The organism is Provencibacterium massiliense (assembly GCF_900169495.1).
Classification (GTDB): Bacteria; Bacillota; Clostridia; order Oscillospirales; family Ruminococcaceae; genus Harryflintia; species Harryflintia acetispora.
In genome coordinates, this window is record NZ_FWCH01000012.1 from 575899 (window position 1) to 591344 (window position 15446).

Genomic DNA, 15446 nt, shown 5'->3' on the forward strand with positions numbered 1-15446 from the left:
TGTTCATGTATGAAAATGACATAGTTGGCCGATATGAAGATTACCGCCGGCACGAAAAAGAGATCTGCCGATAAAGAAGGCTCATTTCGATCCTTGTAAATGATCAATAAAAAACGCGGTATATGTGAAAAATATTAGCTGTTTATAAAGAAATCGATCGAATTTTGTGAGAAATATCGCTTGAAAATTCCTTGCTTTTCGCTCATAGAATAGCACGCCGCAGGTATAAAGAAAATGTCAATCAGCACACAAATGTGAACTTTTTTAACAAAATTGAACCGACTGTTACATCTATTTTTAGGAATCTGGTCAAAAAAGGACATGTTTCAACGGAAAAAGGCATTGTGAAAAAAGCGGCCGCGGTGTATTGATTAGACACAGAGATTTTCTTGGACCGTTCGCTTTCGCAAGGGATCCCACACGGCCGATGAACCGTGCAAAAGCGACCTATGAAAGGAGCTGAGTGAATCGTGAATAAACTTCGAAACAGGGACAACCGGATGACCATCAGCGTCTTTGAAAAACTTTCCTATGCGAGCGGCGGCGTCGGCACCTGCATCTGTTTCATGTCCATCGGCGGCTACCTTCTCTATGTGTACACGGATGTGTTTGGCCTTAGCGCCACGACCGCCGCGAACATTTTTCTGCTCACCCGGTTCTGGGACGCGATAAACGACCCCATCATGGGGGCGGTCGTGGACCTGCGCCTCTTCGCAAAAAAATCCAGAGGCGTGTACCGCCCCTGGATTTTGCTCGGACTGCCGTTCCTTGTTTTGTTTTTCATCCTGTGCTTTACCTTGCCCTCCTTCGTCACAACGGAATTTGAAAAAACGATCTGGTGCACCGCGTTCTACGTGCTCTACACCATGGCGCAGACGGTCGTCCAGGTCCCATATGGGGCCATCACAAACTCCATTACGACCAATACGGAGGAGCGGGGCATTTTGGGCTCCTACCGGAATTTCGGTGAAAACATCGGGAACCTGCTGGTTTCCATAAGCATCCTGCCCATGGTGAACCTCTTCGGCAAAAACGGCGCCGATATGGCCGGCGGCTATACCAAATCCATCGCAGTGCTGGCGGTTGTGGCCGCCGTCTTTATCCTGATCTGCTGGAAGACCGTCCGCGAACGCGGCGTCGAAACCGGGCGGGAGGAGCGAAAGAAATTTGAGCTCGCCGGTTCCCTGAAGATGCTTGCGGCGAACCGCCCGGCGCTTTGCATGGTGTTCGCGCTGTTTTTGGCGGCGATCGTCATCAACTTCCGCTTTGCCTACCAGATGTTCTATGTACAGGTCTATGTCGGGGCCGGGCACAATGTAGTGACCATGCTGAACACCGTCCAGACCGCGGTCGCCATCGTCTCCTTCTGGATCGTGAACTGGATGTTCAAACGCATGGAAAAACGCTCGATGCTGCTTATCACCGCCGCCTTGTTTGTGGTGGACGGCGCCATCTTCCTGATCGGCGGCGTGAACATTGCCGCCAACATCGCCGGCAGCGCCCTGTTCGGGTTCCTGATGTCCTGCTCCTTCTCCACCGTCTGGGGCACGATCCCGGACAGTGTGGAATACGGCCTTTGGAAAACCGGCGTCTGCGCGCCCGCGTTTATTTTTGCAGCGGTCACATTCGCCCAGAAATGCGGCATCGGTTTGGCCTCGTGGCTGGCCGCAATGTCCCTGCGGCAGATCGGCTATGTGAAGGGGATGGAAATCACCGAATCGATCCGCATGGGCTTCTATTGGTGGCATGGCGGCGTGCTGGTCCTCGGCGGGATTCTTTTCCTGCTGGTGGCGCTTCCCTACAATCTGAACAAGGAAAAATATTGCGAAATCCTTCAGGCGCTGGACCGGAAAAAACAATAACGCAAAAAAGGACAGAAGGGGCTGCTCACGCAGCCGCCTCTGTCCGGCTCATACGTTTATTCCATCAGTGCATTTTTGCGCATCTCAGAGCAGGTGACGCCGAAATGCTTGGCAAACATCTTGTAGAATCCCCGCATGTCGCTGTACCCGACCGCGGGCCCGATGTCCTTGATCGGGATGTTGGTCTCGAGGAGAAGCTCCTGGGCGTGCTTCATCCGGATGCTGTTGAGCCACCATTTGATGGTGAAATTGGTTTCCTTTTTAAAGATCCGGCTGACATAGGCGGGGGACATGTGGATGCTTTTCGCAATATCCTCCACCTTGATATTGTGCTGATAGTTTTTTTCCAAAAATTCCACAACGGAGATGGCCACCGGACTTTGGCTGATCGCCTGCGGGTCCACCACGCAGTAATACGACATGCTGTCGAAGGCGTCGTCCATCGCCTGCTTGATCCCATCGGCGCTGTCCGCTTCAAACAGCTTCTGCATGGTCTCATAGGTCAGCCGGTAGAAGCGGATGTCATAATTGTCCTTGTTGTAACGGGTCAGCGTGATGATATGGTACAGTGTCTCGGCGCTGGTGCGCATCAGTACAAGGTTCGGCTCACAGTACGCCATGCTCATCACCTCGTCGTACAGGATGTGCGCCTCCAGAATCCGTTTGGACATGATGTTTGCGAAGATGCTGTTCGCCTTGACCTCAATGCTTTTCCAGAAAATCTCCATCGCACGACTGGTAAAGGAATTGCTGTACACGCGCTGCGAGAGGGGATGGTCCCTTGGGAACTCCTCCAAAAGCTCCTCCTCCTCGAAAAACACCGTCTTGCTCGGGTCCCATTTCAGGTCGGAGGGGCGCTCTTTGCCGGCCGGGATGTGAATCCGGCAAAGGTCAAAAAGCAGGCGGGCAAAAAAGCGGACCTGATCCTTCTGGACGACCTGGACCAGTTCGCAGGCCGCTTCAAAGTCCTCTGGCGAGACCGAATAAAAGGTGGAAAACAGGTTCACCTGCGCTTCGAGTTCCTTTTTGCTCTCATCGCTGTTGCATATGGAGCCGGATATAAAATAACCGATCGGGTTCCCGCCGTAAAAGACCGGGACGATCCAGTCCAGAAGCCCTGTGCGGCAGACCACCACCTTCCAGCAGTCATCGGCGATTGCCGCCATCACTGCCGAGGAAATCTGCGTCTGGCAGCTGGAGCTGCCCTGCTTCGTGGAGCGAAACAGCTGGCAGACCCTGCAGCACAGGTCCGGTTGCGCAATTTCGCTTCCGGAGATTTCCAGGCTTTGATAATGGCATTCCAGATGCGTTATTTCCTGATAGACCGAGGCGACGTAGTCGATTTTCTGTTTCAGCTGGGAATCCATCGCGCCCATCCTTTCGTTTTGAAATTCGCGTACGCCTGTTTTACTTAGCGTAACAGAATACGGGAGTAAGATCAATTGCAAATAACGGCTCTTTGAGCAATATGATAAGATTTTTATGGCCGTCCTACGGTCATGGCCATTTTTATTGCCTGAAAATTTTTGATTCCGTGCCGCAGAACGTGCCGGCCAGAAAGGTAGGGGAACCGTCATGCTGAACGTATTTGAGATTTCAAGGATGACCAACCACAACGGTCCCGGCATCCGCACGCTGGTCCATTTTAAAGGCTGCCCACTGCGCTGCGTCTGGTGCTCGACGCCCGAATCCCAAAGCCGGGAAGCGGAATTGGGCTATAAGGTGCAGCGCTGTATCGGGGACGGGGCCTGTCTGCAGGCCTGCCCTGCGCACGCCATCCGTCCGGCGGCTGCGGGTGAAAAGGGTCTGCTGATCGACCGTGCAAAATGTACAGGGTGCTTCGCGTGCGTCAGGGAGTGCTACGCCCATGCGTTCACGCGCATTGGAAGGGCGTGGAGCGTGGAGGAGCTGCTCAAAGAAATTCGCAAAGACGAGCTGTTTTTCCAAAATTCCGGCGGCGGCGTCACCTTCTCGGGCGGAGAGCCGCTGATGTTCGTGGACGGCGACATGATCGAACTGTACCGCGGGGTGAAGGAGGCCGGCATCTCGATCGGCGTGGACACCACCGGCTTCGTGCCGTGGGAATCCATTGCGGGGGTGCTGCCCTTTGTGGACTTTTTCCTCTGGGATCTGAAGGTGATGGATCGCGAAAAGCATAAGGCGCTCACCGGCGCGGACAACCGGCTGATCCTTGAAAACCTGCAAAGGGTGGAGGGGCTTTTTGCACAGTACGGGACCCGCGTATACGTCCGGTGCATACAGGTCCCGGGCATGACCGACAGCGATGAAAACCTCCTGCAGACCTGTGCATTCCTAAGAGGTATGCGCTGCATCGAGGAAATCGATCTCATCAATTTCCACCACATGGGCAAGAAACGCTATGAATACATCCAGCGCGACTATGCGATGGATGAAGTGGAGCCGATGGAAAAGGCGCGCCTGGAGGAGAAGAAAAAGCTGGTTGAAGCACAGGGGTTCCGCTGCAGGATCAGCTCCTGACGAAAGACAGCCCTGTATAAATCCGTAGAAAAAGTGATAAAGGAGAATCTGTATGAACACCAAGTTTGTCGAAAACACCGCCGAGGTAGGAAGCTGGCAGGAATATTTTGAACGCACCTGCTCCGACCGCGTCAAGGCCGCGGTCGCGCGCGCGGTCCGCACGCCGGAGGTCTGTCTGGAGCACGCCCTCACGGAAATCGAAGTCATGGACGAGGTGCACGGCAAGGTGCCGCATATCATCGAGCGGGCCATGATCTTTAAGCGCTTTCAGGAGACCCGCACCCTGCAAATCCACGAGGGCGAGCTCATCGTGGGCAACGTGAACAGCAAGATCCGCGCTTCCCTCATTTTTGGGTTCCTGCTGGGCAACCAGCTGGATGCCGAGCTGGACCATCCGGTTTATGATTACGAGATCCGCTCGAACGACCGGCATCATATTTCGCAAGAGGAACGAAAAATTATCCGCGAGAAGATCGTCCCATATTTTAAGAACAAATGCATGGAGGACGACATCTATGCCGCCGCCGACGGCGATGTGCGCGACAAGGCGTTTGGCGGCACCGCGAAATGCTCCCACCTGCCCAATTTTGCCGACCTGCTGACCCGCGCGGATGCCGGCCACTCCCTTGCGAACTATCAGAAGGTCCTGGAGATTGGGCTCTCGGGAATCCGCAGGGAGGTGGAGTTCTACCAAAAGAACAACGACGCCGGGTATAACCACTTTTACAAGGCGCGCAAGGCGGACTTTTATAAAGCCTGCCTGATCAGCCTGGAAGGCGCGGAAATCCTCTGCAACCGCTACTCCAAGCTGGCGGCAAAGATGGCGGGGGAGACCGCGGACCCCGTGCGCAAACAGGAGCTGCTGGAAATTTCCCGCATCACCAAAAAGGTTCCGATGCATCCCGCCGAAACCTGGCAGGAGGCGCTGCAGTCGGTGTGGATGACCCAGATCCTGATCCTGGGCGAGCAGATGAACTATGCGGATTCCTTCGGGCGCTTCGACCAGTACCTGTATCCCTTTTATAAATATTCGGTGGAGGAAAAGAAGGAGATCACCCGCGAACAAGCGCTGGAAATGCTGCAGTGCTTCTTTGTCAAGACCGCCGAGTGGACGCAGATTTACGACTACAACTCCGCTTCGGTCCAGGTGGCGTTCCCGATCACCCAGAACCTCTTGATCGGCGGCCAGACCAAGGACGGCCGGGACGCCTGCAACGAGGTGACCATGCTCTGCCTGGAGGCGGAGGAGCAGGTCGGCCTGATCCAGCCCGAGATCGCCATGCGCGTTTGGGAGGGGACCCCCACCAAGTATCTGCGCAAGGCTGCGGAGGTTGTGCGGCTCGGCCGCGGCAAGCCCAAATTCTATGGCGACCGGAAGGCCATTCAGATGATGCACCACGCCTACCCGGACATGTCGATCGAGGACCTGCGGGACTATGCCGTGATCGGCTGTGTCGAGATCAGCATGCCGCACATCACCCAGCAGCATTCGGCCGCCGGGATTTTCAACATCGGGAAGATTCTGGACCTGGCCTTACATAACGGCAAATGCTCCATCTGCGGGGAGCAGATCGGCCCCGAAACCGGCGACCCCCGGACCTTCACCTGCATGGAGGAGCTGATAAAGGCCTACCGTGCGCAGCAGGACTATTTCATGGATATCCTCTGCCGGGCCATCACGGTGGAAATGACAGTGCAGTCCAAATGGACCGAGGCTCCGTTCACTTCCTGCCTGCTGGAGGGCCCCCTTCAGAAGGGGACGGACCTGATCCAGGGCGGCTGCTGGAACACCTCGTTTGGCCTGATGCTGGCCGGATCGGCCAACACCGGGGACTCGTTGGGGGTGATCGACACGCTGGTGTTCCGCGAAAAACGGGTCACCTGGGACGAATTGATGGACGCCATTGATCACGATTGGGCCGGATATGACCGGCTGCACCAGATGGTGATCAACGAAGTGCCCAAGTACGGCAACGACGACGATTACGCGGACGGCTGGGTGGCCCTTGTGCAGAACGCCTGGTATGACGCGATCGACCGCTGCAACAAGAACCGCGACAATTTCCCGCAGTACGGCGGATATTTCCGCGGCGCCTCCTGCCTGGGCAATTCGGCTGTCACCGCCGGTATGGCGGTGGGCGCGCTGCCCGACGGCTTTAGGAAGGGGACTCCCATGGCCGACGCCATGTCTCCCACGCAGGGACGGGATATCAACGGGACCACCGCCGTCTTAAAATCCATGAGCAAGCTGCCTTCCGAACGGTTTGAGATGGGCACCCTGCTCAACCAGCGCCTGACCCCGCAGCTTCTGGCGACGGAGGAGGATGTTGACCGGTTCGTGGACTACCTGCGCACCTTTGAGGCGCTGGGCGACTACCATGTGCAGTTCAATATCATCGACGGCAAGACCCTGCGGGCCGCGATGGCGGAACCTCAAAAATATCAGGACCTGCTGGTGCGCGTGGCCAGCTACGTTTCCTACTTTGTCGAAATTGACCCGGTGGGCCAGATGGACATCATCCACAGGAGCGAGCAGAACATCTGGTGACGCAGGGTCCAATGAACCGCCACAGGAGCCGGGCCTTCCAGCTATAAATAAAATCTTAAAATGTGGCGGCGGCCGCGGGACATATCTCCCGCGGCCGCCGCTTTTGAAAGCTACCGCACCGATCAAGGAGCAGAAGTGGCTGAGCGGTGTTTTCTGTCCGGCGGCAAAAAAATTCAAGTTGCAAAAAGTTAACAATTGCCCTCTTGTATTGCCGGAGGGGAAGTGATATGATTGCCTATAAAGTTAACCGATTAATTATTAATCGGTTTATCTTGTCCGGAATAGCCAATCATAAAAGAACATTATTATTAAGGAGTGAGCAAGTGGAACGCACGAACCCCAATTTTAACAAATTGGTGCATAGGATGAACCGCCTGCACGTCCTGCACCGGCTGTATATCAACCAGGCTGCGATCGGGAACGGCCTCTATTTCGGCCAGCTTCCGATCCTGGAGCTGGTGGACGAGCACGACGGCTGCACCCAGAAGGAGCTCGCCGACCTGCTGCAGGTGACCGCGCCGGCGGTGGCGACCTCGGTCAAGCGCTTACAGCGGCACGGGCTGCTGCAGAAGATCGCGGACGAGGAGGATCTGCGCTGCAACCGCATCTCGATCACCGAGAAGGGGAGGCAGCAGGCCCGCCGGGTACGGGAGGCCTTCGACGCCGTGGACGCGCGGATGTTTAAGGGCTTTAGCGAGGAGGATTGCGCCGATTTTTGCGCCTATTTTGATCGGGCCATCGGCAACCTGGCGGTCGGGGAATACCAGGGCCGTAGCTTCTTCTCCCTGCTGGAGCAATCCAAGCAGGAGCAGGCACATCATCACAGAACAAGGGAGGAAAGCCTTAGTGATTAAAAAACTGACGCCGTTTTTAAAGAAATATTGGATTTTTTCGATCCTCTGTCCGCTGGCGGTGATCGGGGAGGTGATCCTGGAAATCCAGGTTCCCTTCCTGATGGCCAAGATCGTGGATGTGGGGATTCCCGCCAAGGACATGTCCTACGTCCTGCTGACCGGCGGCAAGATGGTCGCCATGGCGCTGCTGTCCTTGGTCTGCGGGGCGCTGGCCTCCCGCTGCGCCTCGGTGGCCAGCATGGGGATGGGCAGCGAGATACGCAAGGGGCTGTTTGGGAAGATCCAGGAGTTTTCCTTCTCGAACATTGATAAATTCAGCACCCCCTCGCTGGTCACCCGCCTGACCACCGATATCAACAACACCCAGAATGCCTTCATGATGATCATCCGCACCCTGGTACGCGCGCCGGTCATGCTGGTGAGCGCCACCTTGATGGCCTATACCATCAATTCCCGGCTGGTCACCGTCTTCCTGGTCGCCATCCCGATTCTGGCGGTCGCCGTTGGAATCCTGATCTCGATGTCTTTTCCGCGCTTCACCGCCATGCTCAAAAAATACGACAGCATGAACGGTTCGGTGCAGGAGAACCTGATCGCCATCCGGGTGGTCAAGGCGTTCGTGCGCTCGAAGTATGAAAAGGAAAAGTTCCGGGACGCGAACCAGGAGCTGATGGACGCCTCCATCAAGGCGGAAAAGATCATCGTGACCAACGTGCCGGTCATGCAGCTGACCATGTACAGCTGCATCATCGCCATCCTTTGGTTCGGCGGCAACATGATTATCGGCGGGAGCATGCAGACCGGGGAGCTCATCAGCTTCATCAGCTATGTGACCCAGATTTTGATGTCCCTGATGATGATTTCGATGGCCTTCGTCAACCTGGTGCTTTCCCGCGCCTCGGTCGGCCGTATCGTCGAGGTGCTCGATGAGGAGATCGACATCACCGATTCGCACTCACAGGGCGTGCAGGCGCGGGACGGCTCGGTGGTCTTTGAGAACGTCTCGTTCAAGTACAACAAGGATTCAGACGCCAACACGCTGGAGAACATCAACCTTTCGATTTCCTCGGGCGAAACGGTGGGGATCATCGGCGGCACCGGGTCGGCCAAGACGACCCTGGTCCAGCTCATCCCGCGCCTTTACGATGTGTCCGAGGGCCGGGTCCTCGTCGGAGGGCACGACGTACGGGACTATAAGCTCGAGGAGCTGCGGGGGGCGGTCGGCATGGTCCTCCAGAAGAACGTCCTCTTCTCGGGTACCATCAAGGACAATCTGCGCTGGGGCGACGAAAACGCCAGCGACGAGGAAATCAGTGAAATGTGTAAGGCGGCGCAGGCCGATGACTTTGTCCGCTCCTTCCCGGGCGGCTACGACACCGACCTTGGGCAGGGCGGCGTGAACGTCTCGGGCGGGCAGAAGCAGAGGCTGTGCATTGCGCGCGCGCTGATCAAGAAGCCGAAGATCGTCATCCTCGACGACAGCACCAGTGCGGTGGATACCGCCACCGATTCCAAGATCCGCACCGCGCTGCGCGATGGGCTGCGCGGGACCACGACCATCATCATTGCCCAGCGGATCACCTCGGTCTGCGACGCCGACAAGATCATCGTCATGGACGACGGGAAGATCGACGCCATCGGCACCCACGAGGAGCTGCTGGCAAGCAATGAAATCTACCGCGACGTCTATGAATCCCAGCAGAAGGGGGTGGCCTGACATGCCCAGAAAGATGAATTACCAAAAACCGAAGAATGCGGGCCGCACCCTCGGCAGGATCTTTGGCTATATGCTGCATGAAAAATGGCGGCTGATCCTGGTGGCGGTCTTCGTGTGTATCAGCGCCGCGGCCAACGTGACCGGCACCTACCTGCTCAAGCCCCTGCTCAACGTCGGCGTTGTTCCGCTCATCGGGAAAAGCCCCGCCGCGGCCGATTTTGCGCCCTTCATCAAGATGGTGTCGGTCATGGCGGTCGTTTACATGTGCGGCGCGGTGGCGGCGTACACCTACAGCAAGCTGATGGTGAAGCTCTCCAACCATACCCTCAACCGGGTGCGCAACGACCTCTTTGGCAGCATGGAGGACCTGCCGATCCGCTATTTCGACACCCACACCCACGGCGAGCTGATGAGCCGCTATACCAGCGACGTGGATACCTTCCGCGATGCGATCAGCCAGGGCGTGACCCAGCTGCTTTCTTCTTCGATCACCGTGGTCGGCACCTTCATCATGATGCTGATCATTTCGCCGATTCTCACCGCGTTGATCGTGGTGATGCTGATGATCATGCTGCTGGTGGTGCGGAGGATCGGCGGCAAGAGTGCGCGGTACTTCAAGGCGCAGCAAAAGGCGGTCGGCGCGGCCAACGGCTATATCGAGGAGATGATCGAGGGGCAGAAGGTTGTCAAGGTCTTCTGCCACGAGGACAAGGTCAAGGAGGAATTCGCCGTCCTCAATGAGGATTTACGCAAGGCAGCGACCAACGCGAACACCTACGCCAACATCATCATGCCGGTGATGAACAACCTTTCTTACGTCAACTATGCCCTCACCGCGGCGGCGGGCGCGCTGCTGGTGATCGTCGGCAGGATGGACATCGGCTCGATCGCATCCTTCCTGCAGTACACTCGCTCCTTTGCCCAGCCTATCACCCAGATTTCCCAGCAGTTCAACTCCATCCTGGCGGCGTTGGCGGGTGCCGAACGGATCTTCGAGATCATCGACGAGCCGCGCGAGGAGGACGACGGCTACGTGACGCTGTGCAACGTCACCGAGGGGCCGGACGGCACGCTGCAAGAGAGCGAGCACTACACCGGCATGTGGGCCTGGAAGCACCCGCACAAGGCGGATGAGACGGTGACCTACACGAGGCTCTGCGGGGACGTGCAGTTCGAGGACGTGACCTTCAGCTACGACGGAGAAAAGACGGTGCTGCACGACGTCTCCCTCTACGCGAAGCCCGGCCAGAAGATCGCCTTTGTCGGCTCGACCGGGGCGGGGAAGACCACCATCACCAACCTGATCAACCGCTTCTACGAGCTGCAGGACGGCAAGATCCGCTACGACGGGATCAACATCGAAAAGATCAAGAAGGACGATCTGCGCCGCTCGCTGGCGATGGTGCTGCAGGACACCCATCTCTTCACCGGCACCGTCAAGGAGAACATCCGCTACGGCAAGCTGGACGCGACCGACGAGGAGATCGTCGCCGCAGCGAAGCTGGCCAACGCCCACTCCTTCATCCGGCACCTGCCGCAGGGATACGACACCATGCTGGTGGCCGACGGCTCGAACCTCAGCCAAGGCCAGCGCCAGCTGCTCGCCATCGCCCGCGCGGCGGTGGCCAATCCCCCGGTGCTCATTCTGGATGAGGCCACCAGCTCGATCGACACGCGCACCGAGGCGCTCATCGAGCGGGGAATGGACCGCCTCATGCACGGGCGCACCGTCTTCGTGATCGCCCACCGGCTCTCCACCGTGCGCAACTCCGACGCCATCATGGTGCTGGAGAACGGGCGGATCATCGAGCGGGGCAACCACGACGAATTGATCGCCCAGAAGGGGAAGTATTACCAGCTCTATACCGGGCAGTTTGAGCTGTCCTGATCCGGTTATAAAAGCCGGGAGGGCGAAGCGACCGCTTCGCCCTCCCGGCTTTTTGGGATGAGAGTATGGATAGAAAGTGGGAAATCAGAAGGGACCCCACTGGATCGCCTGCGCCACGATGAGGGCGACGGCGGCCAGGGCACTCCAGATGGCAAAGAGCGGGAGGATGAACTTGACCCACTTTTCCCACGGAACCTTGGCCAGGGCCAGGGTCGCCATGAAGTAGCCGGAAACGGGGTAGAGGATGTTCGAGAAGCCGTCGCCGAACTGCAGCGCCAGGATGGCGGTCTGCCGGGTGACGCCCACCAGGTCGGCGAGCGGGGCCATGATCGGCATGGTGACGACGGTCTGGCCGCTGCCGGAGGGGATGAGGAAGTTCATCAGGGTCTGTACAATCAGCATACCGACCGAGGTGATCATCGGGGGCAGCCCCTGCACCAGGTGCGCCAGGCCGTTGATGACGGTGTCGATCAGCTTGGCGTCGGTCATGACGACGCCCACGCCGCGCGCGACGCCCACGATCAGTGCGCCGAGCAGCACGTCCTTACACCCCTCGTAGAAGGCTTCGCAGATTTCGTCGCCCTTCATGCCCGAGATGAGGCCGGCGACCACGCCGATGGCGATGAATATCCCGCCGATCTGCGGCATATCCCAGCCCCATTTGAAGACGCCGACAATCATCAGCGCGAAGAGCAGCACGGCGGAGACACCGGCGAGCTTCTGGCGTGTATTGAGGATCACATGCTCGCGGTTGTCGGTATCCAGGTCCTTACGCGCCTCAAGGTCCTGCTCGTACATCGAGCTGGACTGCGGGTTCTTCTTGACCTTGGCGGCGTAGCGCATGACGTAGGCACAGCCGACGGTGACCATTACGATCAGCACGACCAGCCGGAACTGCCAACCGGAATAGAGCGGCAGCCCCGCGATTTTCTGGCCGATCCCGACGGTGAAGGGGTTGGCCAGCGCGGCGGTGAAGCCGGCGGCCGAGCCGCACAGCGCGACGGCCGCGGCCGTCATCGAGTCGAAGCCCAGCGCCAGCATGAGAGGCAAGATGATCGGTACATAGACCATGGTCAGCTCGCACATGCCGATGAAGCAGTCGATGGTCGCGAAGGTGACCATCAGGATCGGGATAATGATGATGCCGCGCTTGGAGAGCTTATTGGAGAGCACGTCGATCGCGCCGTGGATGGCCATGGTCTTCTTGACGACCACGAAGCCGCCGCCGACGCAGAAGGTCAGCACGACCACCCAGCCGGCCTCGACGAAGCCCTGCGGGATGGCGACGAACAGGTCGAGCAGGGAGGTCGGGTTGCTCTCGACGACGTGGTAGGAGGTCGGGTCGATGATCTCCCGGCCGTCCGGCCCCTCGACCCGGACGAACTCGCCCGCCGGGAGGATATAGGTCAGGATCGAGACGATGAGCAGGATGCCGGTCAGGATGATAAAAATATGCGGTACCTTGAATTTCTTCTTGGCTTTGGTGGATTCAGCAGCTGCTGTACTCATGATGATACTCATTCCTTTCTCGAGAACCGGTGCCTCGTCGGCCAGGCCGCATGGGCGCCGGTTTTGTCACCTCTTATTTTGTGCCGCCGTATTACTTCGCGTATTTTTCCACATAGATGGAGGGGATCGCCGCGTACATGGCGCAGGCGCGCACCAGCTCCTTCTTCCAGGTCTTCTCGTTGGGGAAGTGTGCTTCCTCCTCATGACCCGGCCCGAAGCCGATACAGGGGATTTTGTGCCGGCCCATGATGGCCACGCCGTTGGTGGAGAAGATCCAGGGGGCGACCACCGGCTCGCTTTCAAACAGGCCGCGGTAGGCGTCCACCGCCGTCTTGCAGGCGGGCTCTTCCTTGTCGATCACCCAGGCCGGATAGAACTTCTCGGTCGGATAGACGAGCCCGGTATAGGAGGCTTCCTCATAGGTGTACAGCTCGACGTCGGCCCCGGCCTCCTTGACCTCGGGCAGGTCCTTGATCTGCTGCATGGCGAGCTCGGGCGGCTCGGCCGAATTGAGCCGGCGGTCCAGGGAAATCCAGCAGCTGTCCGCCACCGCGCAGCGGGAGGGGGAGGTTGAGGAGATTTCCGAGATGGTGACCGAGCCCTTGCCCAGGACCCCGTCGTCGGTCATTTCGGTGTTGAGCCGCTCGATCGCCTTGATGATGGGGGCCATCTTGTAGACGGCGTTCACCCCGCGTTCGGGCGCGGAGCCGTGGCAGCTGATGCCGTGGGTGGTGACCTTGATCTCCATCCGCCCGCGCTGGCCCTGGCGGATGTTGCCGTTGCAGGGCTCGGTGATGACCGCGAACTCGGGGGTCAGGTGGTCCTGCTCGATGATGTACTGCCAGCACAGCCCGTCGCAGTCCTCCTCCTGTACGCTGCCGACGACCACCAGGGTGTAGTCGCCCTCGAGCCCCAGGTCCTTGATGATCTTGGCCGCGTAGACCATGGCCGCCATGCCGCCCTTCTGATCGCTGCTGCCGAGGCCCCCTATGCACTCGTCGTCCTCGTAGCCTTTAAAGGGATCGAACTTCCAGTTTTTGATGTCGCCGTAGGTCACGGTGTCGATGTGCGCATCCATGGCGATGACGTGCTTGCCGTGCCCGACGTAGCCCAGGATGTTCCCCATCGGGTCGATCTGGACCTTGTCGAAGCCGACATGCTCCATCTCTTCCTTGATCCGCAGGATCACGTCGCCCTCGTGCCCGTCGAAGCTCTGGATGGCCACGATGTCCCGCAGGAATTTTGAAATCTCGGGCTGGTATTTCTCCGCCATGCCCATAATTTCTTTGAAGTCTACCATGCTTGTTCCTCCTTATTTAAGTTAAATTAGGCTCTGTGATCAATGGAAGCTGGGATATTTCCCGTCCCAGACAATCTGGCGGTAGTTCTCTTTGTCGGTGTCGCCCTCGGTGCTGAAGCAGAGCACCCGGGAGCTTTCATCGAGCTTTAGCTTTTCCTTGAGCCACCGAAGCTCGGGGTCGCCCATCAGGGCGGCCACCAGTCCGGTGGTGACCGCGCCGCTCTCGCCCGAGACTACCCGGCTGTCTTCCCCCACCGGGTTGCCCAGGGTGCGCATCCCCTTGGCGGCGACATAATCGGGGCAGGAGACGAAGTTGTCCGCCCAGTCGCGCAGCACATTCCAGCCGATGGTGCAGGGCTCGCCGCAGGCCAACCCCGCCATGATGGTGTCCATGTCCCCGGTGACGAAGCGCAGCTTCCCGTCGCCGGCTTCGGCCGTGCGGTAGAGGCAGTCGGCCTGGTTTGGCTCCACGATGGTGATGATCGGCCGCTCCTCGCCGTATAGGGAGGAGAAGAACCCGCACACCGCGCCCGCCAAAGACCCGACGCCCGCCTGCAGGAAGATGTGGGTGGGTTTTTCGCCAATGAGTTCCAGCTGTTGGTGCGCCTCGTAGGCCATGGTGGTATAGCCCTGCATGATCCAGGTCGGGATGTCGGTATAGCCCTCCCAGGCGGTATCCTGCACCATCACCCAGCCGTTTTCTTCGGCCATTTGGTTGGCCAGGCGGACCGCCTCGTCGTAGTTGAGGTCGGTGATCGAGGCGTCGGCCCCTTCAGCCCGGATATTATGCAGGCGCTCGGGCGCCGAGCCCTTGGGCATGAGCACCACCGAGCGCTGGTGAAGCTGGTTCGCCGTCCAGGCGACGCCCCGGCCGTGGTTGCCGTCGGTGGCGGTGACGAAGGTGATTTCGCCGAGCCTGGCGCGCACCTCGTCCGAAATCATCCGCCGGTAGGGAAGGGCAAAAATATCCTCGCCCAGGCGGTTTGCGATATATTGGCCGATGGCGTAGGAGCCGCCGAGCACCTTGAAGGCGTTGAGCCCGAAGCGGTAGCTCTCGTCCTTGAGGTAGAAGCTCTTGAGCCCCAGCTGCCCGGCCAGGCCTTGCAGCTCCCGCAGCGGGGTGGGGGAGTAGGCGTCGAAGCTCTTGTGAAAGCTGTGGACCCGCTCGGCGGAGGCCTCGCCCAGGAAGTCGAGCGGATATTTTTCCCCCGGCTTTCGTTGCAGGCTCACGCATTTGAAGTTTTCGGTCATATCGATCGTATCCTTTCA

General features: G+C 58.5%; 10 protein-coding genes. 6 read left to right on the forward strand and 4 right to left on the reverse strand.

What is annotated here, in order from left to right:
- Nucleotides 1-470 precede the first annotated feature (470 nt).
- On the forward strand, nucleotides 471-1862 hold the full coding sequence (locus B5477_RS07895) for an MFS transporter (protein ID WP_132085023.1): 1392 nt from the start codon (nucleotides 471-473) through the stop codon (nucleotides 1860-1862).
- 56 nt (nucleotides 1863-1918) lie between these two features.
- On the opposite strand, the gene B5477_RS07900 is transcribed toward B5477_RS07895, so the two are convergent.
- Nucleotides 1919-3229: a helix-turn-helix domain-containing protein gene (locus tag B5477_RS07900; protein WP_159448972.1), complete on the reverse strand. Its 1311-nt coding sequence runs from the start codon at nucleotides 3227-3229 to the stop codon at nucleotides 1919-1921.
- 208 nt (nucleotides 3230-3437) lie between these two features.
- Here B5477_RS07900 and B5477_RS07905 point away from each other — a divergent pair, with 208 nt between their 5' ends.
- The 5 genes from B5477_RS07905 (at nucleotide 3438) to B5477_RS07925 (ending at nucleotide 11368) form a co-directional block, all read left to right on the forward strand.
- Nucleotides 3438-4361 carry a glycyl-radical enzyme activating protein gene (locus tag B5477_RS07905; protein WP_079700427.1) on the forward strand — a complete coding sequence of 308 codons (924 nt, stop codon included), beginning with the start codon at nucleotides 3438-3440 and terminating at the stop codon, nucleotides 4359-4361.
- A gap of 52 nt (nucleotides 4362-4413) precedes the next feature.
- Nucleotides 4414-6909: a pyruvate formate lyase family protein gene (locus B5477_RS07910; RefSeq protein WP_079699170.1), complete on the forward strand. Its 2496-nt coding sequence runs from the start codon at nucleotides 4414-4416 to the stop codon at nucleotides 6907-6909.
- Between the two features lie 323 nt (nucleotides 6910-7232).
- Nucleotides 7233-7763 (forward strand): MarR family winged helix-turn-helix transcriptional regulator, encoded by a 531-nt coding sequence (locus B5477_RS07915; protein WP_159448973.1) that lies wholly within the window; start codon nucleotides 7233-7235, stop codon nucleotides 7761-7763.
- Nucleotides 7756-9480 carry an ABC transporter ATP-binding protein gene (locus tag B5477_RS07920; protein WP_079699172.1) on the forward strand — a complete coding sequence of 575 codons (1725 nt, stop codon included), beginning with the start codon at nucleotides 7756-7758 and terminating at the stop codon, nucleotides 9478-9480. Before B5477_RS07915 ends, B5477_RS07920 begins: the two co-directional genes overlap by 8 nt.
- 1 nt (nucleotide 9481) lies before the next feature.
- Nucleotides 9482-11368: an ABC transporter ATP-binding protein gene (locus B5477_RS07925; RefSeq protein WP_117507608.1), complete on the forward strand. Its 1887-nt coding sequence runs from the start codon at nucleotides 9482-9484 to the stop codon at nucleotides 11366-11368.
- 84 nt (nucleotides 11369-11452) lie between these two features.
- Here the strand turns inward: B5477_RS07925 and B5477_RS07930 are convergent, their stop codons facing one another.
- From B5477_RS07930 to dpaL, 3 genes are all read right to left on the reverse strand, one after another.
- On the reverse strand, nucleotides 11453-12877 hold the full coding sequence (locus tag B5477_RS07930; RefSeq protein ID WP_200806041.1) for a YfcC family protein: 1425 nt from the start codon (nucleotides 12875-12877) through the stop codon (nucleotides 11453-11455).
- Nucleotides 12878-12968: 91 nt separating this feature from the next.
- Entirely contained in the window at nucleotides 12969-14177 is a 1209-nt protein-coding gene (locus B5477_RS07935; protein ID WP_079699175.1) for a YgeY family selenium metabolism-linked hydrolase, read from the reverse strand.
- A 39-nt stretch (nucleotides 14178-14216) separates the two neighbouring features.
- On the reverse strand, nucleotides 14217-15428 hold the full coding sequence (dpaL, locus tag B5477_RS07940; RefSeq protein ID WP_079699176.1) for a diaminopropionate ammonia-lyase: 1212 nt from the start codon (nucleotides 15426-15428) through the stop codon (nucleotides 14217-14219).
- Between the last annotated feature and the right edge of the window lie 18 nt (nucleotides 15429-15446).